Origin of the sequence: Phyllobacterium myrsinacearum, assembly GCF_014138285.1 — a bacterium.
GTDB lineage: Bacteria > Pseudomonadota > Alphaproteobacteria > Rhizobiales > Rhizobiaceae > Phyllobacterium > Phyllobacterium myrsinacearum_A.
The window spans coordinates 375,984-401,886 of sequence record NZ_JACGXN010000003.1 but is presented as its reverse complement, the minus strand read 5'-3'; the positions used below and the strand labels follow the sequence as shown (position 1 = coordinate 401,886).

Here is a 25,903-nt window from a genome sequence, read left to right as displayed (position 1 = left end):
AGTCGCGGGTCAAAGCTTCGTATTGAACGGAACCTTCAGTGATCCATTGAGGATCGCTGCTCGTGCTGCCGCAATCTCGGGCGCTGCTTCCTTTGCCTTGGCCACAATATCAGCCGGCCCCTGTTCAGCGAAGAGTGGCGACGGGATGAATTCAATAACGCCTGTTCCCAAACCGGTATGCTCATGGGTCCCGCCGGCAAATCCACTGCCAAACGCCTTCTTTACTTCATTATAGAGCGAGGTTCCGAAGTCGAGACCGACGATTGAAATTACGGATTTGGGACCTTGGGGGAATTGGGCAGGATCGAGTACGCTCACCAAGCGGCCTTCCGCCTCTTTTGCTGCGGCAATGATACCGAAGTCGGTCGCTGCTGCATCAGTCTGGATAAAGTCGATGCCACTCGAATACATCTGGGTTGCGATTTCCTGCCCCTTTGCCGGGTCCTGGAAAGAGCCGGCAAAGGCGATTTTGACCGATGCATCCGGGCGAACGGACAAGGCGCCGGACTTGAATGCATTGTAGTCGGCATTGATTGGCGGAATAGATACGCCTCCGATGAAGCCAAGCTTACCCGACTTGCTTACACGCGCAGCAAATATGCCGGAGAGATAACAGCCGAGATAGTAATCATAGGACACCGTCACGATATTGGGGATCGCCGGCTCGAAAGGATCAGCGAAAAGTTGAATCCACTTGGTATCGGGGTAGGAAGGGGCGAGCGCTTTGAAGGGTTCTGCGACCTCGTTGAAGGTCGAAACGATCACTGCCGCGCCAGCATCGCCGAGAGTGCGGAAAATGGTCTCATAGGTCGCGGGGTCTTGAGCGTATACCGCGCGATATTGAAAACCCAACTCCTTGGAAAGCTGTGTGAGCTTGGCGATCATTGAGTCTACCGGGCCAGCATCACCCGCTGCCTGCGTGTGAACCAGCGCGACGAGGCCGCCCGCAGCACGCGCAACATTTGTCAGCCGGCCACCTGCAATTGTAATAGCGGCCAATCCGGCCGAGGCCTTGAGGAGTGTGCGGCGACCGACCGGCCTATGCAACATATTCATTTCATTTGAAGTCTTGTTGTTCATGTTCCCATTTCCTTGCTCTGGAGGTTGTATGTCAGCAACTTGTTATTGGGGCTGCTTTATTCGCCGCCCGGTCGTCATCGGGGTCCAGGATTTTGGACCCCTCTCGCTTCAGACACTGCCCGTCTCAGGCGCCGGGAGAAAATGGTGCCGGATTCATAATCATCACGTCCTGACTCTGAATGGCGTCGAGAGACCAGACGCCGGAGATGAATGCCTGCCAATCCGGGTCAGCATACATGGCTGCCCGTCTTGCCTCCCGGTCGGCAAGACTGTCATAGCGCCACATCAGAACCGTCCTGTGCAGGTGACCGATCTCGCTGACGTAAAGGCCGAGGAATGTGTTGAGGTGCCGTTTCTGGATCGGCAGGCCCTCGGTCTCGTATTTTTTCAGCCAGCCGTCGACTGTCCCCGGGCGGAATGTATAGGTGCGATGTTCGACGATCATATGGTTGGCTCCTTGAGAATGAATTCAGCGGCCCGCTCCCCGATCATGATCGCCGGGGCATTCGTGTTGCCGCTTGAAATGATTGGCATGATCGAGGCGTCCGCGACGCGCAGGCCCTTTATGCCGTGAACTTTCAATCGAGAGTCGACGACCGCCATTTGGTCATTGCCCATTTTGCAGGTACCGACCGGGTGGAACGTCGTCATGGCATTGGCACGCAGCCACTTGATCATTTCCGCGTCGCTTTCAACGGCGGGACCAGGAGCAAGCTCCTTGCCGCGATACTTGTCGAAAGTTGTCTGCTTGATAATGTCCCGCGTCATACGGATCGCGTTGATCATCGTTCGAATATCAAATTCTGTTTGCAGATAGTTCGCGGTGATGCACGGCCTGTCCATCGGATCAGCGGAGCGCAGCCTGATCTCGCCGCGGCTCTCTGGATTGACCGGCCCGACACGCAATGAAAAGCCATGATTGGCCTCCACACGCTCTTTCTTGAACGGGTTTGGAAAATGCAGGTTCGCTGTTTTTTCGAGCGCCGGCATGAAATGGAGCTGGATGTCGGGCGCAACCAGGTCCTGGCGCGATTTGACGAAGGCTCCGGCTTCATAGGGGAAAGTCGTAGCGATCCCTTTTCCGAACAGCATGCCTTGGATCATCGACCACGTAAGCTTGTCTGCGCGCAGGTCCGAATAGAGTGTGACCGGCTCCCTGCATTCATAGGACATGACGCAATCGACATGATCCTGAAGGTTTTTGCCCACACCGGGAAGGTCCTGGACGATGGGGATATCGTGCTGTGCGAGTTCGTCGGCAGCACCGATCCCCGAAAGCATGAGAATCTGCGGCGAATTGACAACACCAGCTGACAGGATCACCTCACGGTCTGCATAGACTATCGAAATGTTGCCTTTTTGACTGAACTCGACGCCGATAGCTCGGCCATTCTCGATAAGAACGCGCCTTGTATGGGCGCGAGTGATGATCGTCAGATTCGGGCGTTTCTTTGCCGGACGCAGGAAGGCATGGGCTGCCGAGCAGCGTTTGCCCTTGGCTATGGTGAAGTCATAGCGACCGAAACCTTCCTGCTCTTCACCATTGAAATCGTCATTGAGAGGATATCCCGCCTGTCCGCCTGCCTCGCTGAAGACATCGAGAAGGCTGTTCCAGCCGCGTGCCCGGCAGACGGTCAGTTCCCCTGCGGTATTGTGGTAGGCGCCGTTGCGTTGGACATGGCCCTCTGAACGGAGGAACGCCGGTAACACCTCGTCGTAGGACCATCCCGTGGCGCCCATCTGCGCCCAGCGGTCGTAGTCGTGCCGGTTTCCACGAACATAGATCATACCATTGATGGTGGATGTGCCGCCGAGCACCTTGCCGCGAGGCCAATAAAGAGAGCGTCCATTCAGATGCGGCTCGGGCTCTGTGTGGTAGTGCCAGTTATAAATGCCCGAATGGAACAGCTTGCCCATCAGCATGGGCAACCGGAACAGCGGGTTGAGGTCGCGGCCGCCGGCCTCGAGCAAAAGCACCTTGTTGGCGGGATCGGCCGATAAGCGGTTTGCCAGAACGCAGCCTGCCGAACCGGCGCCGATGACGATGAAATCGAATATTTTCGTTGCCGCCATGGTTACCATGCGATGGGACGAGAGCCCATCTCCTCCAGATAATCGTTGCAAAGAATGAATGGATTGGGTTTGGAAAGGACGGCTTCAGCGCGTGCGGGATGATCACGCAGAACGCAGCGAAGATGCCCGCTGGCAGACTCGTCAACGCCGACTTCGGCGAGCGTGTCCGCGGCGGCGCCACCGAACCCAATGAACACCAGTGGCTTTCCCCGTAAGGCAAGCGCATGCAAGGTTTCCACGATCAGCGGTCGCCAGAGCCGGAGATGGCCTTTGGTCTGATGTTCATCCATATCTACCCTGAAGCGGGTGAGCGTCAGCGAGGCATTCAGAAGCAGGACGCCTTTGGAGACCCAGTAATCTGCGATATCGGACGGATGCTGAATGTCGACTGTACCGCTTTGCATGGCAGCAAGTGTCTTCGGCCAGTCGTCGAAGCTGCGGGCATAAGACAGGTCGCCGGTGCGCGCTGCCACGATCATCTGCATATATGCCCGAATACTCTTGGAGAACATCTTGTCGAGCTCGTGCCATCCCGCGAGGTTCCCGGCTTCAAAGGCACGTCCGGTGGCAAACGCCGGTTCAGGATAAGGATCCTGGCCCAGAATGACACAGGTGACCTCCTCCGGTGCGATGCCGTCGAATGCCCTTAGGCAATGTGCACCTGCAGGCATGCCCGGAAAATGCTTGCCGCGACGAACCGGAAAGATCGGCTCCCAGACTTCAAGCTCGAGTTCGGATGCGATCCCGTCAATGTCTGGCACCGCACACCCGATCAGCGAACGCCACGGTGCGTTCAGATCGGCGGACCAATCTGACAGAAATTCCTCCATGGCGGCCTTTAACAATATTGGCATTCGCAGTTCCCCCAGATGGTCGATTTTGGCGGTCTCTCCAAGAACCTGACAATTTTGTCAGCTTTTCATGAAAAAACTTGACCAAATTGTCAACTTCTTTTTTATTGGCACCATGATTCTTTACGGACCACTCAATGGGACTGACGTACCTCTGAAGGGAAAGGAGTGTTGACGTGGGCGGTTATTCAGACAAAACCTTGTAGAAAATAACGGGATACCAATGGCAGAAGAACTTCGCGAACCTCATGCCTCCGCTGAAAAAGGGCTCACCGTGCAAGCCGCGTCGGATGAGCCGATCAGAGCACGTAATGTGCTCAAGATCCTGACAGCGGCTGTCGAGATATTCTCGCGCAAGGGCCTTGATGGTGCGCGCATCGTAGAAATCGCCAAAGCCTCAGGGCTGCCAAAGGGCAATGTCTATTACTATTTCTCGTCAAAAGAGGAGATCTACAACGCGGCAATCGATCACCTGATCCATAGTTGGGATGATGCGTTCCGGCATATTTCTGCCGATCGTGAGCCCAGCGATGCGATCGAGGCCTATGTGCGCGCAAAGCTGGACAATGCCAGGGAGAATGCCGCGGAGACGCGCCTTTTCGCAAACGAGATATTGCAGGGGGCAGGACATCTCTCGATCAAGGCCCGTGACCACATGCGAACCGTCACATCCGAGAAGGCGAGGGTAATCGATGCATGGGCGGCGGTTGGAAAGATCGAGAAAATCGATGCGCGCCACCTGTTCATTCTGTTGTGGTCGGTGACGCAATTCTATGCCGAATTCGAGGCATTGGCCTGCGATGCGCTCAATGTCAGCGAACTAACGGCAGAGGACTATGACATGGCTGCAAAAACGATCACGCAGACGGTATTGGGGGGGCTTCTGTCTCGTCCGTCGGGATGATTCAGTAAAGGCAAGATGGTCTGCCGTCGGCTGGCGCGAATACCCGTCATTTCGGCAACTGAACCAATCGCCGATCTGAAAGCCAAGACAGATGAATGATCAATCCCGCTATAACAGTGGATTAATTGTATCAGCCCCCGCCCTTGCGCAGATCGCGGGCATCGAGCCCGCGCCTGTCCGTTTTTCTTGAAAGCCGCGTCTCTCCCGCGTCTTCAGCAAAAAGTCTCGGCTGGCTTACGCTTGCCGAGGTTTTTTCAGATTCAGGAAGTGTGGCCGCCAATTAGAAATGTCGCTTGTTGTGCAAAGTTAAAATGTCATCCTGACAGATGCCGAGGCTCATCCACGCGCAGGGCGGAGACTTCCATATCGCAGCTCTGCCCGGCCACAGTGAATAGATTTGTAGCGGCCTGCCCCTGTAGTCTCCGCTCCCTTCGTTCCTCGACCCAGCTGTTGTGTCGTGACGGTTTGCGTGCGCGTTTTTGATAGGCGATGACCTCGCTGTTGGTCTTCACCTTGGGTGCAGGTAGCGGGTCCTGATGGGACTTGATCAACGACAATACTTCACCAAGCCGCTTGTTCTCGGTCACGGCCGCATGGGTGACACGCTGACCCTTGTCGAACACTGTGTAGGGTAAGGTTGCGCCTTTCCAGCCATCTCTAACCGTCCATCGGCAAAGGCGTAGGTGTCGATATATTTGCCCACCAGACCACGGATAATCTACGGTCGCACCAAAATCGATCTGCTTGAAGCGCGATTGACCACAGCAACATAGTAATCATTCGCCGGAAAATGTGCGTCAGAGCCAATTGGTGATGCAACTCACATCGGGGATCGGGTCAAAATGTTTGCGCCCCCAGATTTCCTATATGCACTAGTGCAACGGGAGATGTTTGTTTGCAGACCTGCACATGCAAAAATCGAAGGCGATTGCAACTGGGGGTATTGCGGACTGGGAATTTCTTGGCGGCTTTGCAGATGCAATTTGAAAATGCACCGATAATTCACTTTAAAGATGAAGGAGCCACAATGCCGATCTACCTACAACTTGGCGAGATCAAGGGAGATGCTACTCAGGAGGAGCATAAACAGTGGATGGATATCGAAGCCATCCATTGGAATATAGGCCGTAAAATGAGCACGTCCGCCGGCTCCGCAGCCAACCGCGAAGCTTCGGAACCCACGATTAGCGAAGTTGTCTTGACGAAGGTCAGTGATTCCTCTTCGGTGAAGTTGTTTAAGGATGCCGTTTCTGGCAATTCGGGCAAGCTGGCAACCATTCACCTGGTGACAACCGGAAACCCCGGCCAGACTTATATCGAGTACAAGCTAACCAACACACTCATCGCGAGCTACTCGGTTGATTCCAATGGTGATCGTCCGATGGAGAAAATTCGTTTGAATTTCACCAAGATGGAAGTGAAATACACGCCATATGACGAAAACCAGAAGCCGCAGTCGCCGACGATAGCATCTTACGATCTCGCAACTACGCGTGCGGCCTAGCTACCAAGCGAGGCGGTTGATGTCATCTTCAGGCCAGGGATACAAATCCAAAAAATAACGGAAATGAACTTAGCCTATGCCGCCCTTTGACGGCATCACCAGCCGGTGTGCTTCTTCACTTTGAGGGCCGTTCGAGCGTAACTCAATGCCAAAAATAGACAAGGAAGGAGGGGAGCCTGCATGCAAACTGATAATGTTACCGCATCCGTCATTCATAACGCGGCACGGCCTGAAATAATCGAAGCGCGGCTTACAAACTTCGAGATGGGAGCTACGTCGCTCACTACGGGCCATATGCTAACGCTGGATCGATGGATTGTCCCGGTTCTTGTTGGCGGGGGTAGCGTGTCAATAATAGGGATCAATAGTGTCGGCGAGAACATAGCTATGAAGCGTGCGAACGCCGTTTACGACTACTTGAATGCATGGATAAAGGGCGTCAATGCAAAGGTAGGAACGATGTATGCCTCTAGCGGACTTGATCAGACGTCTCCACCCCAAGTCGATACCCTCACGACAATGGCAGACTCCAAAGATCCTCTCCACAGAGCTGTTCAAGTTGCCGCGTGGAAGGGGTCAACGCCCCCAGCCATTTCTCGGCCCAACTTTGGCGCACATCCAACATTGGTTAAGCGCGTTATTCGCGCCAGCAGGACGACAATGGAACATAGAGAGATTGGCGGAGAAAACTCGAAAAGAATATCTGGGTTCAAGTTGGGTGTAGATGCGATAAAATCCGCCAACAGTAAACATTTCTCAACGCCCGGATTTCAACCAAAGTATGATTATAGCTACATACCGCAAAATCATACGCTCAATAGCGTAATATATTCAGTATTAAACAGAGCCATCACCTATACCGGGGAAACAGTAAATTATCAGACCAAAGTAATAGAATACATATACGGTGATCCTTCTCCATCTGTAACCTATACAAAGAGATCGGCAGATTATTATGCGAGTTCGACCAATACCAAGATCGTTGAAATGACCCCCGAGAAGGCAGACTGGCGGGTTGATCAGGCAAAGGTCATTCTTCGAAAGGATATCGAAAGGGAACTGTCAGATTCACGTTTGTGAGTATGATTCGATGAATTATACGCTGAGAAATTTCACTAATTTTACCAATATCTTACGTAAACAGTATTTAATATAAGGTGGACGAAATTAGATCTGATCACGAGACGAACGCGTTGATTTGTTTGTTATTTGTTCTTTACTTCGATTCTTAGCGCATGATTTGAAACAAATCTTGTCGCAACCCCTATTACAAGAATCACTCAATGGCACCTCCGGGCGCCGCGGCGACCGCTCAGTGTAACTGAGCATCCAATCCTCGATCAGTCTTTCGCCGCCTTGGCCGACCCTATCCGGCGTGCCATCATCGCGCAGCTGTCGGAGGGCGAGGCGACGGTGCAGGACTTGGTTCGACCTTTTTCGATAAGCCAGACGGCGATCAGCCGCCACCTGAAGGTGCTGGAGGATGCAGGACTGATCGAGACCCGTATTAACGGCACGGCCCTCGCAGCCTGAAACCTGACGCTGTGGAGGCGTTTTGGCTGGGGCGATACCGCGCGCTGTGGGAGGCGCGATTTCGCCCATCCACCTGCCCGCGTTTGGCGCGCGTTGCGCTGATCCCCCAATAAACGGGTGCGATGAAACGCTGCGAGATGGACCTGCGTCCGGGCGGGACTTTTCTTTGTGAATGGGAAGAGTTCTTTTTCTCGGGGCCAATCCTGGCCGTTGATGCCCCGCACCATATGACCCATGTCGAATACTTCAATTGCGATACAGCTTCGGCTGCCACGATGATAACCGGTCTGGTTGCGCGTGGAACCGGGACCCGCATGACCATAGTGATGCGCTATGCAAATGCCGGGTCGCGCACCGCCGCGATTGCGATCGGCATATCTCACGGCTTGGACGAAGTTTATGGCATGCTAGAGGCACTGCTGATCGCGGAGTAAGGGCTTTCGGGGGTATTTGCGGAAGAGTGTGGAATCCTAAGATTCAAAGATTGAATCGGAAAGGCTCCTTTGATTCAGTCCGTTGATGAATGGAGTGTTGGCGCGCTGAGATCCATAAATCCCGATATCCACATCTGTTTTGTAGGCGTAAAGTTAAAATGTCGCTTTGAGCGAGACGCTGATCTCGACGCTAAATAATTTATTACGGTCATTCCTGAAGTCAACCGATCCTTAAGGGCAGAGTAAGGGTGGCGCGAAATCGACCAGATCCGAGGCGACCAGCCTCCAATGACGCACCTTCCGGAAAATGGGCTTTGACGCGATGGGCAACATTGGCAAGAGCGATACCCAGGCCTTGCACCGACTTGGTCGATAGGGACGCGGCAACATCGTTTTCAACTGTCAGATCGAGCGTCTGTCCGTTTCAACATATTTGTTTCTGGCATGTTACCGGCATCAACCTTGATGTTGCGATACGCTGAAGCGCCAACTATGACTGAAGACAACAATTCTCCTAAACGCGCCTTTTGGACGGCCGGGTACAATCAATGAACACAAATAAGAATGTGGTTGTAACCGGGGTCTCCGGGGCGCTCGGCGCTGCAACATCTGCCAAACTGAAGAGCGCCGGTTGGAATATTATTGGTATCGACCGGATCCGTGAAGAGCTTGAATATGGCGGCGTGCGATTGCGGACAACAGCGTCGATCAGTGGTGCCCGCGTCGGCCTGATCATTGACATCGGGTTTGGAGACGCTACGGAGCCTGGTGCAGAAATGCTGGATTATCCTTCTATGCTGGAGTTTCCTGCGCCCAGACTGCGAGCCTAAGCTCGCGAAACGGTGATCGCCGAGAAATTCCAGGCAATGGTAGCGCTGGGGCGCGTTAATACCCGCATGAAGGATTTTTACGATATCTGGATTTTGAGCCGAACGTTCGCATTTGATGACAATAGATTGGCTCGGGCTATTTTCGCTACTTTCGAAAGGCGCCAGACGGCATTTCCCGAAGACCCGCCGGATGCGGTGACGCGTGCCTTCGCAGCGGACGAACAAAAGCAACATCAATGGCGAGCGTTTATCGAGGATGTGGCACACGATCCGGGGGATCTTGCCAAAGTCGTGGCAGACATAGCGGAATTCCTCATGCCGCACGCTATAAGAGCGAGGAGCATGGGTCGGTGATCGATGTTATATGACACTCAGCTATGGATAGGGGTTGCACGTTGTTCAAGATCAGGCCTGCCGAACGCGGTGACGCAAAGGCGCTTACCCAGTTGATGCATCAATCGAGTGCCTATGGTGGCAACTACGCCAGCATTCTGGACGGCTATGCCGTCACGCCCGCCCAGATAGACATTGATGTCTTCTACGTTGCTGACCTTCAGGATGATATCGCTGGCTTCTACAGCCTAACGCTGGCCGACGAACCGGAACTGGACCTTATGTTTGTTGCGGATCACGCTCAAGGAACGGGAATAGGTGCGAAGCTATTTCAACACATGGCGGCTGAGGCAAAGCGGCGTGGGATTCCTTCAATTAAGATCGTTTCCCACCCACCTTCGGTCGGCTTCTATCAAAGGATGGGTGCCACGATCGTTGGAACTAAACCGCCAACGATGAAGGTGACATGGGCGCGCCCGATCCTGAACCTGGCCATCTAACCTTCACAGTGGACCGAGGATGCCTGATTTTGCGCAGGGGACGCAATGAAAGTAGACTGTCAGCATCGGGGCCGAAATTAGCCTGTCCGCTTTCGGACCCGAAACGGCCGATAACTGCCACTCTTCCAGCTGCATGCAGATGGCGGGTTGCGATCTTATCTCGGCCGTTCATGGCAGGGAGGCGAGGACGCCTGGAGCGGACCTTGCAGGTCGACATTGACCTGGATCATATCTGTCGCATGTTTCGGACTTTCGCGACAGGAATCTATGGAGCTGGTTCTGCTGATGACACCTGACGAATTGAAGATCGTGCGGCGAGCTTATGCGAAGCAGATCACGGCGGCTGTGAAAGTTGTCGATGAACGTGTTGAAGCAGCCTTTGCCGAAGTACCACGAGAAGATTTCCTTGGTCCCGGTCCGTGGCCGATCTTCCGAATGCGAAAAGCCTATGTTCTGACCCCGACCGCCGATCCGGTCTACCTCTATACGGATGACGTTGTTGGTATCGTCCCTGAGCGCCACATCAACAACGGACAACCTTCACTTCATGCCTTCCTGCTTTCGCAGGCCGCCCTGCGAGTAGGCGAGCACATCGTGCATGTTGGTGCTGGTGCCGGCTACTACTCTGCGATCATGGCGAACCTCGTTGCCGCATCCGGCAGGGTGACGGCGATTGAGTTCGAGCAGGAGCTTGCTGCGCGGGCGAGAGCAAATCTCGCGGCCTATCCGATCATTTCCGTGGTCCAGGGAGATGGCAGCTCCGTAGCTTTCGATTCAGCCGATTGATCTACGTGAACGCCGGTGCGACCCGGCCGGCGGATATCTGGCTCGACCGGCTCAATAATGGTGGAAGGCTGATCCTGCCACTTACGACCGATCTTGGATTTACAAGCAGCACCTGGAGCAACATGCACCTTCGTGGGGCGGTGTTCCTTGTGACGCGTAGGGGTGAGGAATACCACGCGCAGTGGATTTCGCCGGTGGCCATCTTCCCCTGTGAAGGAATGCGCGATGAGGAATCGGAAAAAGCGCTCGCGGCGGCATTCGAGAGCGGAGAGCACAAGCGGGTGACCCGGCTGTATCGTACTGATGAGGTGCCGGCCGAGCGATGTTGGGTTCGCGCTCCCGGCTGGTGCCTGGCCTATGCTTAGGCAACGGTTCGGCATCATACCGTCGCGTAATTCCTAAGTTCCGCGACAGTACCGGAAGCGCTGATTTTCAAGGGGTTTTCTATCGTAAGTATCAGCCGCAGAAATGGACACTCTGCGACCGACTTCTGCAATACCAAAATGCGGTCGCATTGCCGCCCGTCATATTGGCAATCGGTCGGTGGTGTTTCTGACAGCATTTCTGCTAAAGCTGGGAAGAAAATCGCCCGTGAAGTCACCAACTGTCCAAGTGTGAAGGGCGCAACGGGCTGATGGGTCTGTCGCTCATCAGGTCTCTTGTCTTGAAGGAGGAGCGCTGGGATGAGCACCAACCTGGATACCGTGCGGTCCTATGATACGGTCGCGGCGGAGTACGCCGCCGAGGCCGCCGCGATGCCCGAATGGGTCGCGACTGAGATCGATGCGTTCGTGACCGGGCTGGGCGGCTCGGGCAGGGTGCTTGAGATCGGAAGCGGTGGCGGGCGAGATGCACTTGAGCTTGAGAAGCGGGGAATTAGCGTCCGGCGCACCGACATTTCAAAGGGTTTCGTCGAACTGCTTCGCGAAAGTGGCTTCGAGGCCGACCTGTTGGACCCGCTGAACGAAGACTTGGCTGACCCGCAGCGTCCCGGCACGCCGTACGACGGGATCTGGGCCTGTGCCTGCCTGATTCATGTCGCGCGCGAGGATTTTGGCACGGTGCTTGGGCGGTTTGCCGAGGCGACCCGGACCGGTGGCCGACTGCACGTCTCGGTTAGAGAGGGTGATGGCGAGAATGTGTCCACACACGGCAGTGCTGCAGCGCCCCGGCGCTACGTCGAGACGTACTGGCGCGAGTCTGCCCTGCGGTCCGCACTCACAGACGCCGGCTGGATCGTCAGCGAGGTCTGTCGGTGCGTCGGAAAGCCCCATGATCGGTGGCTGAGCGTTCGGGCGAGTCGGGCGTGACCCACACAGAACTTGCGGGAATGGTTCGTCGTGGCGTGACTATGAACTTTAGGCTGTCACAGCAATGGCGGCTTCGAGGCGAAGGCAAAAATTCCCGCATTGGAACTCGGCTCTTTGAACGCACCGGTTCTGGCGTCCGTCAGTCCATCAGCCCGAAGCTGTGATCAGCCAAAGATCACAATTAAGGGTGTTGCTGTTCTGCAACGAACGTCTGCGTCTCTTCTATAATGCAATATTGCATATTTGTTTATCAGCTAATGTCATATAGCGTGATGTTACAAGAACTCAAATTAGAGGAGACGTAAAATGACATCCATTATCGTGTTTACGTGCCTCTCGGGTGAAGTGGCTTCGATGCGATACGCATCCCGCTCAAACTAACATCCCCACCAAGGCCTCTAAGCCCCGAAGTTCTGCCGTTTGGCATTTCCCCATTACCCTGACGTGATCGGCTGATTGTTCAGCATTTGCGCGTCTAGTGACCTTCGAAAGGACCGGCTGCGTCATTGCACCGGATAGAACACCATGCCCAAAGCACAAGCTTTTGTTGTTGATACCCTTGCGGAAACGGTTGACGAACTGTGCCGAAAATTCGGCGTCTGGAAGACGACGTACGCCCTGATCCTGGCCGTCTGGAGGCGCCACCAAACAACGAACCAGGTCTCCAACCTGTCAAATCACATGCGCCGCGATATCGGCCTTGAGGATGTGCCGGGCGAAGCCAGAAAGTTATTTTGAATTAAGACGCCGCTGAAGCAGCAGCGTCCATTGTCGGGGAGTATAGCGTTTTGTGAGACGGGCAAATTACACGGCCCCCAAGCTTGCCATTTTCCTAACCTGGAACCGAATGCAAGTACGGTTCTTTTTTAGATTCAACACATCTGTGTTTCCCGAGGATGGCATTATGAATGGGAGACCACCACAAGGCGAGAAGCAAATTGACGGCCTCGTGAATGCCATCTGATACCGGTGAAGTTGGAGGGCTTGAGAGCGCTCGACTTCAACATGCCGAATAGAGAAGTTCCATAAATCCCGTTTCGAGGATTCCTCCGCGCCACCAAGCAGACCCATGCCAGCATTATTGACAAGCAGATCAATGCGCCCGGCCTCGGCCAGCACGTCATCCACCAGTTTCGCCACGGATGCATTGTCGGCCACGTCGCAAGTCAGCATGGTAACGCCGTCGCTCGTCTGGGCGACGGCTGGTTCCGAACACGCGAAAGCCCGCATTCTGTAGGGCCGCGGCCGTTGCCTGCCCGATGCCGGTGGATGCCCCCGTCACGAGGGCGACGCCGAGATTGGTCTTGTTCATCGAAAGTACTTCTTTCTTTATGCTGGATTGCATTTCGAAAATGTCGGTCGGCCTGCCGGCCGTAATCTGGTGTTGGGAAAGACAGGAACGGTTAAAGACAGTCTTCAATCACCGGTTGGTCCGGTGCTCGCGCCGGTCCATTCGTTCGTCCATTTTCACCGCTTGCAATGCGCCTGACTTCGTCAGTGGCTGCGTCGAGGATGCCTCGCGCCAAATTCTCGTCCTGCATGATGCGGGATAGCGTGACGGCGCCCACCATCAGAGACAGTATCGCCATTGCCTCGCCGCTGGGATTGGAGCTCTTGGCATCGTTCATTAGCTCATCCAGCACCTCAAAGTGAGCGCGGATACCGTCCTCAAATGGACGCCTGACCTCTTCGCTTTGCCGCGCCGCGTCGGCTCCCAACGCCACCAATGGGCAGCCGTCTGCCTTTTCCCCACGATGATCCAGGGAGAGGTAGAACTCCATCACTGCTTCGAGGGGATTGGAGCTTGTTGCTGCAGCAGTCGACCATCTCCGCGTGGCGCTTTCCATCGCGCGCCTTGACGCAAGTGCGGCAAGGTCGTCCTTGGACGAGAACTGCTTATAGAACCCGCCTTGCGTTAGGCCAGCACCCTTCATCAGATCCTTCAGGCCGATACCATCGAAGCCATGCTCTCGAAAGAGACGGCTCGCAACATTGATTACCGTTTCCCGATTTTCATCGGCCTGTGCGCGGCTCACTCTCATGTCAATCTCCGATTAGATTTCATTTGACATCTATAATATAATTAGATTTAGATCGCAATCTAATTTGTGCAGATCGCTCGTCAAGTAGAGAATGTAAAATGAAACGCAAATACGCCCTGATTTTTGTGGGTCTCCTAGGAGTGGCGGCCGCCGCCGGCTTTTACCTGGTTTCCGAAACTGCTGAACCGAAAGCCGAAACCGCAGATCCAAGGACGGTTGCTCCGTTCGTAAGTGTGGCCGAGGCGAAAAAGGCTGGAACGGCCGAACGGTCGTTTACCGGAAATGTCGCTTCGCGTGTACAGAGCAATCTCGGGTTCCGGGTTCCGGGCAAAATTGTCCAGCGGATGGTCGATGTGGGTCAGCAGGTGAGACAAGGCCAGGTCCTGATGCGCATCGATGAAACCGATCTCCAACTCGCGCTTACAGCGAAGCGCAATACGGTCATCGCAGCGCAGGCCGTTCTGATCCAGGTACAGGCAGATGAGAAACGCTATGCGGCGCTGGTGAAGAATGGATTGGCTGCCACCCCACAGCGATATGAACAGGCGAAAGCGGCCCTCGACACGGCCTCGGCTCAGCTGGCCGCCGCTGAGGCTGACACCAAGGTCGCAGAAAATGCAGCCACCTATACGGTTCTTCTTGCAGATTCGGATGGAACAGTCGTCGCAACGCTTGGAGACCCCGGACAAGTCGTGGCAGCGGGTCAGACGGTCATTCAACTCGCGCAGGCTGGTCCGCGTGAAGCCGTTGTCTGGCTACCTGAGACTTTGCGGCCCGATATAGGATCCGAAGCGCACGCAAGTGTCTACGGAGGCGACGGTCTCAGCGGAAAGGCCCGCTTGCGACAGATCTCCGATGCAGCCGATCCGCAAACCCGTACTTACGAGGCGCGCTACGTTCTCGATGGCGCCGCCGCCTCTGCCCCGCTCGGTTCGACGGTGACGATTAAAATCCTGGACGCGCACAGGCAGTCAGAGGTGGCTGTTCCAGTAGGCGCCATCCTGGACGACGGTAGCCGGACAGGCGTGTGGGTTGTCGACGGCGCCACTTCCACCGTGAAGTTCACGCCAGTCAAAATTAAACAGATCAGCGAGGAAATGGCATTTATCACCGGTATTGGCATTGGTGAGAAGGTGGTCGCTCTGGGCGCACATCTTCTGGAAAATGGCGCAGTCGTCAGAGTTGCCTCGCAGCAAGAGGTGACAAAATAATGAGCTTCAATCTCTCAGCCCTCGCGGTTCGCGAACGCGCCGTTACTTTATTCTTTATCGTTCTGTTGGCGGCTGCGGGCGTATACGCTTTCGTCAAGCTGGGACGCGCCGAGGATCCTTCCTTCACCATCAAAACCCTGACGGTCACTTCAGTTTGGCCAGGTGCCACTGCTCGTGAAATGCAGGATCTTGTCGCTGAGCCCCTTGAGAAGCGCATTCAGGAACTCAGCTGGTATGATCGTGTCGAAACGACAACGCGTCCTGGCTACGCCTTCCTCACCGTGACTTTGAAAGATAGCATGCCGCCTGCCGCCGTCGAAGAAGAATTTTATCAAGCTCGCAAGAAGCTTAGCGATGAAGCCCGAAATCTCCCTCCAGGCGTCATTGGTCCCTTCGTCAACGATGAATATTCCGATGTGAGCTTCGGTCTTTATGCACTGAAGGCGAAGGGGATGCCGATGCGCGACCTCGTGCGACAGGCGGAGGTCATCCGTCAGGATCTCCTGCATGTTCCGGGTGTGAAGAAAATCAACATCCTCGGGGAACGCCCCGAACAGATCTTCGTCGAGTTCTCTTACGCCAAGCTGGCGACGCTTGGAATATCGGCGCAGGATATCGCCGCAGCATTGCAGAGACAGAACACGGTTACACCCGCAGGCTCGATCGACACGCGTGGGCCACAGGTTTTCATCCGTTTCGATGGAGCCTATAACAACGTGCAGGCAATTGCCGATACCCCGATCGCCGCGGCTGGACGCACTCTAAAACTTTCTGACTTGGCGGATATACGGCGCGGGTATGAAGATCCGGCGACCTACATCATCCGCCATGAGGGCGAGCCTACAATCATGCTGGGTGCCGTGATGCAACAGGGCTGGAATGGTCTTGAGCTCGGCAAGGCCCTTGAAGCGCGATCCGCCGCAATCGCGCAGACTCTGCCGCTGGGCATGACCCTTACCAAGGTCAGCGACCAGGCCGTCAACATCGAAGAGGCGGTTGGCGAATTCATGCTCAAGTTCGCTATGGCACTTGGCGTCGTGTTATTCGTGAGCCTGGTTGCCCTCGGCTGGCGCGTCGGCATCGTTGTGGCGCTTGCCGTGCCGCTGACGCTTGCCGTCGTCTTCCTCATCATGCTGGAAACCGGGCGGTTCTTCGATCGTATCACGCTCGGCGCATTAATCCTTGCGCTTGGCCTTCTCGTGGACGACGCTATCATTGCCATTGAGGTGATGGTGGTGAAGATGGAGGAGGGCATGGACCGCATCAAGGCGGCCGCTTTTGCCTGGAGCCATACGGCAGCGCCGATGCTGTCCGGCACCCTCGTCACAATCATCGGGCTGATGCCCGTGGGCTTCGCAAGATCGACTGCCGGTGAGTACGCCGGAAACATCTTTTGGGTCGTGGGCTTTGCGCTGATCGTTTCGTGGTTTGTCGCAGTCATCTTTACCCCTTACCTTGGCGTTAAGATGTTACCTGATATCAAACCGGTTGAAGGTGGACATCACGCCATCTATGACACGCCGAATTACCGTCGCCTTCGCTCTCTCATCGAGTTCGCGGTTCGGCATAAATTCATGACGTGCGCAGTGGTTGGCATCGCGATGGCTATCTCAGTTGTCGGGATGGGAGGCGTAAAACAGCAGTTCTTTCCGACATCGGATCGGCCTGAAGTGCTGGTCGAAGTTCGCATGCCCGAAGGCACAAGCATCGAAACCACGACAGCCGCTGTGGAGAAAGTCGAGGGCTGGCTGCAAGTTCAGCCGGAAGCAAAAATCGTCACCAGCTATGTAGGGCAGGGTGCGCCCCGATTCTTCTTTGCCATGGCACCTGAATTGCCCGACCCTGCCTTCGCCAAGATCGTTGTGCTCACCCCCGATGCGCACGCACGCGAGGTTTTGAAGCATCGCCTGCGAGCCGCCGTTTCGGATGGACTTGTTCCTGAGGCATCCGTGCGCGTAACACAGCTTGTCTTTGGCCCCTACACGCCGTTTCCGGTCGAATTTCGGATCATGGGACCGGATCCGGATGAACTTTACAAAATCTCCGAACAGGCTCTTGCTATCATGAAAAGCGTTCCAGATGTCCGACAGCCCAACCGGGATTGGGGCAACCGAACTCCGGTGCTGCGGTTTGTCCCGGACCAGGATCGGCTCAATCTGATCGGTCTCTCACCCTCTGAGGCAGCCCAGCAGATGCAATTGCTGCTCAGCGGCATCCCAGTTACTCAAGTGCGCGACAACATCCGCAATGTTCCTGTTGTCGCGCGTAGCGCTGGTGATAACCGGCTTGATCCTTCGAGGCTGGGCGATTTCTCGCTCATGAGCAGGGATGGCCATCAGGTCCCCCTTGATCAGATCGGCCATTCGGAGATCCGCTTTGAGGAGCCGATCCTGAAACGCCGCGACCGCACGCCGGTAATTACCGTACGCTCTGACATCAACGAGGCGACACAACCCCCGGAGGTCTCACAGCAGGTCATGAAGGCCCTCCAGCCATTGATCGCATCACTTCCTGTCGGGTACCGCATCGAAATGGGTGGTAACATCGAGGAATCCCTCAAGGCCAATATCGCACTCGCCAAGATATTCCCGGCCATGATTGCAGCGATGTTGATCGTCATCATCCTCCAGGTTCGCAGCCTGTCAACGATGACGATGGTCATGTTGACTGCGCCACTCGGACTTGCCGGGGTAGTCCCGACGTTGCTTATCTTCAATCAGCCTTTCGGCTTTAACGCAATTCTCGGATTGATAGGATTGGCAGGTATCCTCATGCGCAACACGTTGATCTTGACAGAGCAAATCAAGGAAAATCAAGCTGCCGGTCTCGATGATTATCACGCCGTTATTGAAGCGACGGTGCAGCGGACACGCCCTGTCATCCTGACTGCGCTGGCTGCCATTCTCGCCTTCATACCCCTAACTCATTCAGTGTTCTGGGGATCGATGGCTTATACGTTGATTGGCGGAACGGCTGCGGGCACAGTCATGATCCTGCTCTTCCTTCCATCTCTGTACGCAGTGTGGTTCCGGATCAAGCCAACTAAAGATGACCACCGCGAAGAGGCGAAAGAACTGGCGCAACAGAGGGCAATGGCCGCGCATTAGTGTACTTCGTGTGCAAAAAATCCCTCCGGTTTTTAAGTGGTTTTCTCATGCCTGCCGGTATGCGTAAGGGAAACGGAGCTCCAGAAAAATCGGAGGGGGCCAAGGATATGCGATCAATGATGCTGTATTGTGTGCTTGTGGTACCTCATCATCATTCAACGTGGCGATTGTATCATGCAAATGACCGGTCTGGCGTGATCAAATCGGGATCAGGCATCGGGCTGCCCGGGGGCTTGGGTCGTCAGTGTTTGGATAATAGGGAATAGCGCGGCGGCGGGCGGATTCAGTCGTGATGCAGTGCCGGCATTTTGCTGAACGAAGCTTCGAGTGCCGAGGCAATTGCCTATAAAGTCTCAATACTTAAGCGCGAAGTGACATTTAGATTACTAACATTTATATAACTAGTTGAACTTTTCTGAATTATTTTAACTTTACAGAGTTTACTGTGATTCTTGTATCATGACGATTTTAATGATCATACTGTATCGCCTTTATCACAAAGCATTATTATCTGTCATTATAAGCCTAAACACTCACTATTATTTCTCATGCATGTTGACTTATTTTTTTCTTACGTCATTCAATAATTTGGCGTTGAGATATCAGTTGTATTTGATATTTTTCCGTTAATATATGGGGGCGATTGGAGCTTACTTAATGCTCGATCACATTCTCAGCCGGGGGGCGAGATGGGGAATATGTCAGCTTTTGGTGGCCGGATCAGTCGTGTTCCGGACAACTTTCTTACGATCTGCATGGGCTTTTTCCTGCTTTTTGGCGTGAGCTTGCTATTTTCAAATCCGGCCTCAGCTCAGAATTGCGGACCGTACAACATCTCAGTTGCTCATGGCGGCTCTACACAGCTCACGGTGACGTGCGATCCGTTCGGCCTGAATAACCCCTCAGTCCTCACGCAACCGGCACATGGAACAATAACTGTTCTGAATATAAATTCGGGGTTGATTGAGTATTCGCACAACGGCGGCGCTGACGTTGCGACGTCTGATAGCTTTGTACTTGCTGGCGCTTCGGCCCAACCGATCCAGGTCTTCGTTACGATCGGCGCGGCTTCGACAATGACCATTTCGCCCGGCGCACTTGGCTCCATGCGGGCTGGGGTCAGCTTCAGCCAGACTCTGTCTGCCAGTGGCGGGGTTGCGCCCTATACGTTCTCGCTTGTGTCCGGTGGTGTGCCGGGAATAAACCTCAGCGGCAGCACCTTGTCGGGTACGCCAACGGAGCGAGGGGCGCATACACTGGTCGTTCAGGCGACCGATAATGTGGGTGCAACGGCTCAGAAATCCTACGGCGCTACGGTCGCCAATCCGATTTTGACAACGTCACCACTCAATCCGACTTTGGCTGTGGGGCAGCCGAGCACGGCATCATTTACGACCACAGGTGGCATTGCGCCTTATACCTACAACGTCAATACCGGGACATTGCCTCCCGGCATCAGTCTTGCATCAAATGGCAGTCTGACAGGGACACCAAGTGCAGCTGGAACTTATGCGTTCGATATCGTAGCGAGGGAGAGCAGCACCAGTTCAGATTGTAACTGCCCCTTCTTCAAAGTGGATACTGTCACGGTCACTGTAGCCAATGTGGCGCCGCCGGTTGCCAATGCGGTCTCGGCTGTCGTTACCTACAATTCGGGTGCCAATCCGATCACCCTGAATCTTTCGGGCGGTGCAGCGGCTTCGGTGGCCGTTGGCAGTCAGGGTGCGCATGGCACAGCCACCGCTTCGGGAACGTCGATAACCTACACGCCAATAGCCGGATATGCCGGACCAGATAGCTTCACCTATACCGCGACGAATGCCGGCGGCACCTCGGCTCCGGCCACGGTGACGATCACCATCAGTCCGCCCACGCTGGGCATGATCCCGGCGTCTGGAGCCTTGCCCGCTGCAACTGCCGGCACTGCCTATACACAGACATTTGCGCCATCCGCTGGTACCGCTCCCTATACCTATGCCCTCACGGCTGGGGCCTTGCCTGCCGGTCTCAATCTGAACCAGTCAAATGGTACTCTCAGCGGCACGCCAACGACAGCTGGTTCGTTTGGTTTCTCAGTCAGAGCAACCGACAGCTCAACGGGAACTGGGCCATTCACTGTCACTCGAAACTATACTCTAACGATCAACCCGCCCGCACCGGTTGCGAATCCGGTCTCAGCGACGGTCGCGTTCAACTCGAGTGCCAATCCGATCACATTGAACATCACGGGCGGCGTAGCGACATCGGTCGCTATTGGTACGCAAGGCACAAATGGTACTGCCACTGCATCTGGAACATCGATAACCTATACGCCGATAGCTGGGCGCGCCGGTTCTGACAGTTTTACCTATACGGCGACGAATGCTACCGGCACTTCGGCACCGGCCACGGTTACGATTACCATCAGCCCGCCCAACTTGGCTTTGGCTCCGGCGGCTGGTGCGTTGCCTGCTGCGACTGTCGGTGCAGCCTATAGCCAGACTTTCACAGCATCTGGCGGCACGGCCGCTTATAGCTATGCCGTCACTGCAGGTGCTCTGCCCGCCGGTCTTACCCTGTCAGGCGGTGTTCTCAGTGGCACGCCGACAACAGCTGGTCCGTTCAGTTTCTCCGTCACGGCAACCGACAGCTCGACCGGAAGCGGTCCGTTCAGCGTCACACAAAACTATTCGTTGTCTGTCAATCCAGATGCGTTGGTCTTGCCGGCCACCACCTTTACCAACGGCCAAGTCGGCGTGGCGTACTCCGCCTCCATCAATCCTGCGACGGGCGGCACTGCGCCTTACACATATGCTGTGACATCTGGCTCATTGCCTGCGGGCGTATCAATCTCATCAAGTGGAAATATTTCAGGAACACCAACTGCTGGGGGCACGTTCAATTTCACACTCACGGCCACCGACAGTGCATTTGTAACGGCCAGCCAAACTTATTCGCTGACGATGGCAGTGCCGACGCTGTCCATGACACCGGCAGCTGGAACGCTTGCACTGTCTTATGGCCAAGCCTATTCGCAAGCATTCGTCGCTTCTGGAGGTACTGCACCCTACACCTATGCCCTTTCGGCGGGTGCTCTACCTGCGGGGATAAGCTTAAGCTCAACGGGCACGTTATCGGGTACGCCGACTGTGCCTGGATTATATACTATCAGCATTCGCGCAACCGATAGTTCGACAGGCACGGGCGCGCCCTTCGCTCGAACCCAGAACTATGTGCTAACGGTATCAGCACCGACTATCGTCGTGGCACCCGCAACGCTGCCCAATGGCACTGCCGGCACCTCCTACGCTGCCACTCTCTCGGTCTCCGGTGGCGTTGGACCCTATACCTTCGGGTTGACCAGTGGCAGTTTGCCAAGTGGAGTTTCGTTCAACGCGGCCGGTGAATTCTCCGGAACGCCAACCGTATCGGGAACATTTTCAACGACAATCACTGCGACCGACGCCAATGGGCAGACCGGGACGCGGGCCTATACATGGGTCATTGATGCGCCAACTATCGTCGTGACACCTGCGACGCTGTCCAACGGCACTGCAGGGACGCCCTATACTGCCAACCTGTCAGCCTCGGGCGGTGCGGGGCCCTATAGCTTCTCTCTCAGCGCGGGCGGTTTGCCGAGCGGGATTAGCTTCAATTCGGCGGGTCAATTCACAGGAACACCAACGGCATCAGGGTCATTCTCGACCACTGTCACCGCGACTGATGCCAACGGCTTTACTGCCGTGCAGGTCTATAATTGGATTATCAATGCACCGGCGATCGTTGTGGCGCCTGCGACACTGCCCAATGGTGCAACCGGTACGCCCTACGCTGCCACTGTGTCAGCCACGGGTGGTGCGGCACCCTATAATTTCTCCTTGACCGCGGGCAGTTTGCCGATAGGGGTTTCGTTCAACTCGGCAGGTCAGTTCACGGGAACACCAACATCGTCCGGGACATTTTCAACCACTATCACCGCGACCGATGCCAACGGCTTTACCGGTAGCCAAGTTTATACCTGGGCAATCAATACAGGGACTGTCATTGTCAGCCCCGAAACATTGGCTGCGGGAACGGTGGCCGTTCCTTATTCGCAAACAGTCAGCGCGAGTGCAGGTATCACTCCCTATACGTTTGCAGTTACAGCGGGCAGTCTGCCAGCGGGCATCACCCTGAATGCAGCAACCGGCGTGCTCAGTGGTACGCCGACGGCTCAAGTTAGCGCGAACTTCACAATTACGGCCACCGATAGCAGTACCGGAACGGGGCCAGCCACTGGCAGCCGTTCGTATACGCTGATCATCAACGCACCAACCATCACCTTGCCGCCGACAACACTTGCGGGCGGTGTTGTTGGTGCGGCCTATTCGGCCACGCTCAATGGGGCGAGTGGGGGTACGGCTCCCTATAGCTATGCTGTGACGACCGGTGCCTTGCCGACCGGTCTTAGCCTGTCTGCGGCGGGTGTCATCAGCGGAACGCCGACAGCGATCGGCAACGTTAATTTCACTGTTATAGCAACGGATAGCAGCGGAGCCCCGGGGCCATATACGGCAAGCCAGACGTATTCATTGGCGGTTGTCGTTGCAGTCCCGGTCGCGAACGCGGTCTCTGCGACAGTTGCCTATAATTCGAGTGCCAATCCGATCACGCTAAACATTACCGGCGGCGCGGCAGCTTCAGTTGCTGTGACCAGTTCGCCGGCCTTTGGCACTGCGACAGCTTCGGGAACGGCGATCACCTATACCCCGACAGCCGGACATGCCGGGACCGATAGTTTCACCTATACGGCGACGAATGCATCCGGCACTTCAGCACCAGCCACGGTTACGATAACGATTGGTGCACCAACGCTTGCTCTGACACCGGCTGCAGGTGTCTTGCCAGGCGCGACTGTCGGTACGGCCTATAGCCAGACATTCACAACATCGGGTGGTACCGCAGCCTATACCTATGCTGTCACGACTGGCGCGTTGCCAGCGGGTCTGTCTCTGTCGACGGGCGGCGTCCTGAGTGGGACACCCACAGCGGTAGGCAATACCAACTTTGCCATTACCGCGACCGATGGTTCGACAGGAACCGGGCCATTCACGGTCACGCAAAACTATTCGGTGACCGTTGTTGACGCCATACCCGTGGCAAATCCTGTTGCCGCGACAGTGCCATTCAACAGCGGTGCCAATCCGATCGCGCTCAACATTACAGGCACGGCAACATCCGTGGCGATTGCAACGACACCGTCGTCGGGTACAGCTACAGCCAGCGGCACTTCCATTACCTACACGCCCGCAACAGGCTTCTCCGGTACGACTTCCTTCACTTACACCGCAACCAATGCAACCGGCACGTCAGCGCCGGCCCTTGTGACCATAACGGTCAATGTGGCACCACCGGTGGCTCAGCCGCAGACCCTCGCCGTTGCATTTAATCAGGCAAAGGCCTTTACGGTCACGGCGACAGGGGCAGGCCCGTTGACCTATTCTCTCGTGACAGCACCATCCAACGGCACGGCTGTGGTGAGCGAGAGCGGAAGTGCCACCTATACGCCCAACAGCACATTCAGCGGGACCGATAGTCTGGTCTTTGCCGCAACTGGTCCGGGCGGTGCAACCAATGCAACAGTGACATTCAATGTGGCGGCGCCGGTGGCGATTGCGGACCTGTCGGCTCTGTCGCCAAGTTCGGGGACGCTGCAGCCCGGATTCTCCTCCTCTGTCATCAGTTACACGGTCGAAGTGCCCAATATCACCGAGACCATGTCGCTGACACCAACGGCCACCGCACCCAGTGCAACTATCACCGTTCAGGGCCAAACCGTTGGTTCCGGTTCATCCAGCACCGCGATACAGCTGCCGGTCGGACAGACCCGCATCGCAGTTGTTGTCACGGCGCAGGACAACACGACGGCGAAGACCTATGAGGTCACTGTCCGGCGTCTGCCGCCAGCACCAATGGCGGCATCGCGTACGGTGGAAGTCCTGGCTGGACAAACAGTGCATGTTGACCTGACACAGGGATCGACGGGCGGGCCCTTCTCCAATGCGCGCATTTTCAACATTTCTGACAGGTCGGCCGGTTCGGTGAGTATCGATGCCAACCAGCCTGCCTTTGACATGGTTTATGCGTCGGATCCCAACTATGCAGGCAATCTGCTGGTGCAGTACACGCTGGCCAACCCGTATGGCACGTCGAGCCCGGCAACGATCACCTTTGTTGTCACGGCCCGTCCGGATCCATCAAAGGATCCGGAGGTAATCGGTTTGCTTACAGCGCAGGCAGACAGTGCCAAGCGCTTTGCTGCCAACCAGATTCAGAACTTCAACTCACGCCTCGAGCAACTGCATGATGAAGGCGACCGGCGGAACAACAGCATGGCCATAAGACTTGGCTACACGCAGGACAATGAGCCGGATGAAATGGACGAACCGTTCCGCAAGCTGATGGAATCAAATTCCGTTCCCGGACTGTCGAATGGTGCGCCTGATTTCTCCATGCATTCGTTCGCCGAAGAGAACCGCAAGAAGCAGCAGAAACAGAACCAGCCGGACCTGAACCTTGGCCGACTGGCAGTGTGGACGGGCGGCTTCGTGAATTTCGGTGATCGCAATGATAGGGATCTGGATTTCGATTACACCACGATCGGTGTGAGCGCGGGTATGGACTACCGGTTCTCGAAAAAGTTCGTTGCCGGTTTTGGTTTCGGTTATGGCCGCGATGCATCCGATATTGGCGACAACGGCACCGAAAGCCGCGCCCATGCCTATAGCGCTGCAGTCTACGCCAGCTATTCGCCGGTCAAGTCGATCTTCATCGATGGTTTGATCGGTGGAAGCTGGTTGGATTTCAGCAGCCAGCGTTACATCACCTCGACCGGAGATTTTGCCTCCGGTGATCGTGACGGCCAGCAGATATTCGGGTCAGTGACGGCAAGCTATGAGCATCGCACCGATGCCTGGCTGATATCGCCCTATGGACGGTTTGATTTCTCCCGCTCGTGGTTGAACGGCTTTACCGAAAAAAGCGGCGGCGCGTATGCGCTGAAGTATGGCGACCAGACCGTTGATACGCTCTCCGGTATTCTCGGTCTGCGCATAGAATATACCATCCCGATGGACTGGGGTGCGTTGAAGCCCGGTGCCCGCGCCGAATATACACATGACTTTGAAGGATCGAGTCAGATCAGGCTTGGTTATGCTGATACGGCGGGACTTCCCTATGACCTGAGTACAGAGAGCAGCGGCAGCGACTATGTCACGCTCGGCCTTTCGCTCGATGCACAACTTGATACCGATTGGAACGCGAACTTTGACTACCGAACAACCGTCGGCGCAGACAATCAGAACCATGCATTCGGGTTGCGCGTGGGCAAGAAGTTCTAATGTATCATGATACGTGAAAGGCCCTGGGGAGAAGTGTTTGCTTCTCC

The 25,903-nt window shown here is 55.5% G+C and carries 19 protein-coding genes and 2 pseudogenes; 14 read left to right on the top strand and 7 right to left on the bottom strand.

Annotation, left to right across the window (positions count from 1 at the left end):
- Window positions 1-9 precede the first annotated feature (9 nt).
- The 4 genes from FHW16_RS14145 to FHW16_RS14130 all read right to left on the bottom strand — a co-directional run bounded on the left by FHW16_RS14145 (window position 10) and on the right by FHW16_RS14130 (window position 4,007).
- The gene (locus FHW16_RS14145) at window positions 10-1,080 is read right to left on the bottom strand and encodes a BMP family ABC transporter substrate-binding protein (RefSeq protein ID WP_182549837.1); all 1,071 of its coding nucleotides are present in this window, start codon (window positions 1,078-1,080) and stop codon (window positions 10-12) included.
- Window positions 1,081-1,204: 124 nt separating this feature from the next.
- Window positions 1,205-1,525 carry an NIPSNAP family protein gene (locus FHW16_RS14140; RefSeq protein WP_182549836.1) on the bottom strand — a complete coding sequence of 107 codons (321 nt, stop codon included), beginning with the start codon at window positions 1,523-1,525 and terminating at the stop codon, window positions 1,205-1,207.
- Entirely contained in the window at window positions 1,522-3,153 is a 1,632-nt protein-coding gene (locus FHW16_RS14135) for a GMC family oxidoreductase (RefSeq protein WP_182549835.1), read from the bottom strand. Before FHW16_RS14135 ends, FHW16_RS14140 begins: the two co-directional genes overlap by 4 nt.
- A gap of 2 nt (window positions 3,154-3,155) precedes the next feature.
- Window positions 3,156-4,007, bottom strand: coding sequence for a uracil-DNA glycosylase (locus FHW16_RS14130; RefSeq protein WP_246711761.1), 852 nt, complete (start codon window positions 4,005-4,007; stop codon window positions 3,156-3,158).
- Window positions 4,008-4,227: 220 nt separating this feature from the next.
- On the opposite strand from FHW16_RS14130, the gene FHW16_RS14125 reads away from it, so the two are divergent.
- Window positions 4,228-4,908, top strand: a complete 681-nt coding sequence (locus FHW16_RS14125) for a TetR family transcriptional regulator C-terminal domain-containing protein (RefSeq protein WP_182549834.1) — start codon at window positions 4,228-4,230, stop codon at window positions 4,906-4,908.
- A gap of 314 nt (window positions 4,909-5,222) precedes the next feature.
- Here the strand turns inward: FHW16_RS14125 and FHW16_RS29280 are convergent, their stop codons facing one another.
- Window positions 5,223-5,531: a hypothetical protein gene (locus FHW16_RS29280; protein ID WP_182549833.1), complete on the bottom strand. Its 309-nt coding sequence runs from the start codon at window positions 5,529-5,531 to the stop codon at window positions 5,223-5,225.
- Window positions 5,532-5,935: 404 nt separating this feature from the next.
- Here FHW16_RS29280 and FHW16_RS14115 point away from each other — a divergent pair, with 404 nt between their 5' ends.
- The 10 genes and pseudogenes from FHW16_RS14115 (at window position 5,936) to FHW16_RS14075 (ending at window position 12,876) form a co-directional block, all read left to right on the top strand.
- A complete protein-coding gene (locus tag FHW16_RS14115; RefSeq protein ID WP_182549971.1) occupies window positions 5,936-6,412 on the top strand; it encodes an Hcp family type VI secretion system effector in 477 nt (158 codons plus the stop codon).
- A 180-nt stretch (window positions 6,413-6,592) separates the two neighbouring features.
- Entirely contained in the window at window positions 6,593-7,492 is a 900-nt protein-coding gene (locus FHW16_RS14110; RefSeq protein ID WP_182549832.1) for a hypothetical protein, read from the top strand.
- Between the two features lie 276 nt (window positions 7,493-7,768).
- Complete coding sequence (locus FHW16_RS14105) at window positions 7,769-7,945, top strand: metalloregulator ArsR/SmtB family transcription factor (RefSeq protein ID WP_210278127.1); 177 nt, start codon at window positions 7,769-7,771, stop codon at window positions 7,943-7,945.
- A 137-nt stretch (window positions 7,946-8,082) separates the two neighbouring features.
- Complete coding sequence (locus FHW16_RS14100) at window positions 8,083-8,379, top strand: SRPBCC domain-containing protein (protein WP_182549831.1); 297 nt, start codon at window positions 8,083-8,085, stop codon at window positions 8,377-8,379.
- Between the two features lie 647 nt (window positions 8,380-9,026).
- Window positions 9,027-9,563: pseudogene (locus FHW16_RS29210) on the top strand (nucleotidyl transferase AbiEii/AbiGii toxin family protein); the annotation flags it as partial.
- A 41-nt stretch (window positions 9,564-9,604) separates the two neighbouring features.
- On the top strand, window positions 9,605-10,042 hold the full coding sequence (locus tag FHW16_RS14090) for a GNAT family N-acetyltransferase (protein ID WP_210278126.1): 438 nt from the start codon (window positions 9,605-9,607) through the stop codon (window positions 10,040-10,042).
- Between the two features lie 285 nt (window positions 10,043-10,327).
- Entirely contained in the window at window positions 10,328-10,828 is a 501-nt protein-coding gene (locus tag FHW16_RS28860; protein WP_246711759.1) for a methyltransferase domain-containing protein, read from the top strand.
- Window positions 10,825-11,193, top strand: a complete 369-nt coding sequence (locus tag FHW16_RS28855; RefSeq protein WP_246711758.1) for a hypothetical protein — start codon at window positions 10,825-10,827, stop codon at window positions 11,191-11,193. Before FHW16_RS28860 ends, FHW16_RS28855 begins: the two co-directional genes overlap by 4 nt.
- Window positions 11,194-11,511: 318 nt before the next feature.
- Entirely contained in the window at window positions 11,512-12,138 is a 627-nt protein-coding gene (locus tag FHW16_RS14080; protein WP_182549830.1) for a class I SAM-dependent methyltransferase, read from the top strand.
- Between the two features lie 525 nt (window positions 12,139-12,663).
- Entirely contained in the window at window positions 12,664-12,876 is a 213-nt protein-coding gene (locus FHW16_RS14075; RefSeq protein WP_182549829.1) for a DUF1127 domain-containing protein, read from the top strand.
- Window positions 12,877-13,176: 300 nt separating this feature from the next.
- On the opposite strand, the pseudogene FHW16_RS14070 reads toward FHW16_RS14075, so the two are convergent.
- Window positions 13,177-13,450 (bottom strand): annotated as a pseudogene (locus tag FHW16_RS14070) (SDR family NAD(P)-dependent oxidoreductase); the annotation flags it as partial.
- 91 nt (window positions 13,451-13,541) lie between these two features.
- Window positions 13,542-14,180 (bottom strand): TetR/AcrR family transcriptional regulator, encoded by a 639-nt coding sequence (locus FHW16_RS14065; protein ID WP_182549828.1) that lies wholly within the window; start codon window positions 14,178-14,180, stop codon window positions 13,542-13,544.
- A 98-nt stretch (window positions 14,181-14,278) separates the two neighbouring features.
- On the opposite strand from FHW16_RS14065, the gene FHW16_RS14060 reads away from it, so the two are divergent.
- The 3 genes from FHW16_RS14060 to FHW16_RS14050 all read left to right on the top strand — a co-directional run bounded on the left by FHW16_RS14060 (window position 14,279) and on the right by FHW16_RS14050 (window position 25,856).
- The gene (locus FHW16_RS14060) at window positions 14,279-15,391 is read left to right on the top strand and encodes an efflux RND transporter periplasmic adaptor subunit (RefSeq protein ID WP_182549827.1); all 1,113 of its coding nucleotides are present in this window, start codon (window positions 14,279-14,281) and stop codon (window positions 15,389-15,391) included.
- Window positions 15,391-18,498 (top strand): efflux RND transporter permease subunit, encoded by a 3,108-nt coding sequence (locus tag FHW16_RS14055; protein WP_182549826.1) that lies wholly within the window; start codon window positions 15,391-15,393, stop codon window positions 18,496-18,498. The genes FHW16_RS14060 and FHW16_RS14055 overlap by 1 nt, the downstream gene beginning before the upstream one ends.
- A gap of 1,076 nt (window positions 18,499-19,574) precedes the next feature.
- Window positions 19,575-25,856 carry a putative Ig domain-containing protein gene (locus FHW16_RS14050; protein ID WP_210278125.1) on the top strand — a complete coding sequence of 2,094 codons (6,282 nt, stop codon included), beginning with the start codon at window positions 19,575-19,577 and terminating at the stop codon, window positions 25,854-25,856.
- Window positions 25,857-25,903: the final 47 nt, after the last annotated feature.

What these genes read in the sequence shown, in the direction of transcription:
- FHW16_RS14130 (WP_246711761.1), bottom strand. Translation starts at nt 4,007, where the DNA reads ATGCCAATATTGTTAAAGGCCGCCATGGAGGAATTTCTGTCAGATTGG.
- FHW16_RS14075 (WP_182549829.1), top strand. Translation starts at nt 12,664, where the DNA reads ATGCCCAAAGCACAAGCTTTTGTTGTTGATACCCTTGCGGAAACGGTT.
- FHW16_RS14140 (WP_182549836.1), bottom strand. Translation starts at nt 1,525, where the DNA reads ATGATCGTCGAACATCGCACCTATACATTCCGCCCGGGGACAGTCGAC.
- FHW16_RS14100 (WP_182549831.1), top strand. Translation starts at nt 8,083, where the DNA reads ATGGACCTGCGTCCGGGCGGGACTTTTCTTTGTGAATGGGAAGAGTTC.
- FHW16_RS28860 (WP_246711759.1), top strand. Translation starts at nt 10,328, where the DNA reads ATGACACCTGACGAATTGAAGATCGTGCGGCGAGCTTATGCGAAGCAG.
- FHW16_RS14055 (WP_182549826.1), top strand. Translation starts at nt 15,391, where the DNA reads ATGAGCTTCAATCTCTCAGCCCTCGCGGTTCGCGAACGCGCCGTTACT.
- FHW16_RS14115 (WP_182549971.1), top strand. Translation starts at nt 5,936, where the DNA reads ATGCCGATCTACCTACAACTTGGCGAGATCAAGGGAGATGCTACTCAG.
- FHW16_RS14060 (WP_182549827.1), top strand. Translation starts at nt 14,279, where the DNA reads ATGAAACGCAAATACGCCCTGATTTTTGTGGGTCTCCTAGGAGTGGCG.
- FHW16_RS14125 (WP_182549834.1), top strand. Translation starts at nt 4,228, where the DNA reads ATGGCAGAAGAACTTCGCGAACCTCATGCCTCCGCTGAAAAAGGGCTC.
- FHW16_RS14050 (WP_210278125.1), top strand. Translation starts at nt 19,575, where the DNA reads ATGACCATTTCGCCCGGCGCACTTGGCTCCATGCGGGCTGGGGTCAGC.
- FHW16_RS14145 (WP_182549837.1), bottom strand. Translation starts at nt 1,080, where the DNA reads ATGAACAACAAGACTTCAAATGAAATGAATATGTTGCATAGGCCGGTC.
- FHW16_RS14065 (WP_182549828.1), bottom strand. Translation starts at nt 14,180, where the DNA reads ATGAGAGTGAGCCGCGCACAGGCCGATGAAAATCGGGAAACGGTAATC.
- FHW16_RS14110 (WP_182549832.1), top strand. Translation starts at nt 6,593, where the DNA reads ATGCAAACTGATAATGTTACCGCATCCGTCATTCATAACGCGGCACGG.
- FHW16_RS14080 (WP_182549830.1), top strand. Translation starts at nt 11,512, where the DNA reads ATGAGCACCAACCTGGATACCGTGCGGTCCTATGATACGGTCGCGGCG.
- FHW16_RS14135 (WP_182549835.1), bottom strand. Translation starts at nt 3,153, where the DNA reads ATGGCGGCAACGAAAATATTCGATTTCATCGTCATCGGCGCCGGTTCG.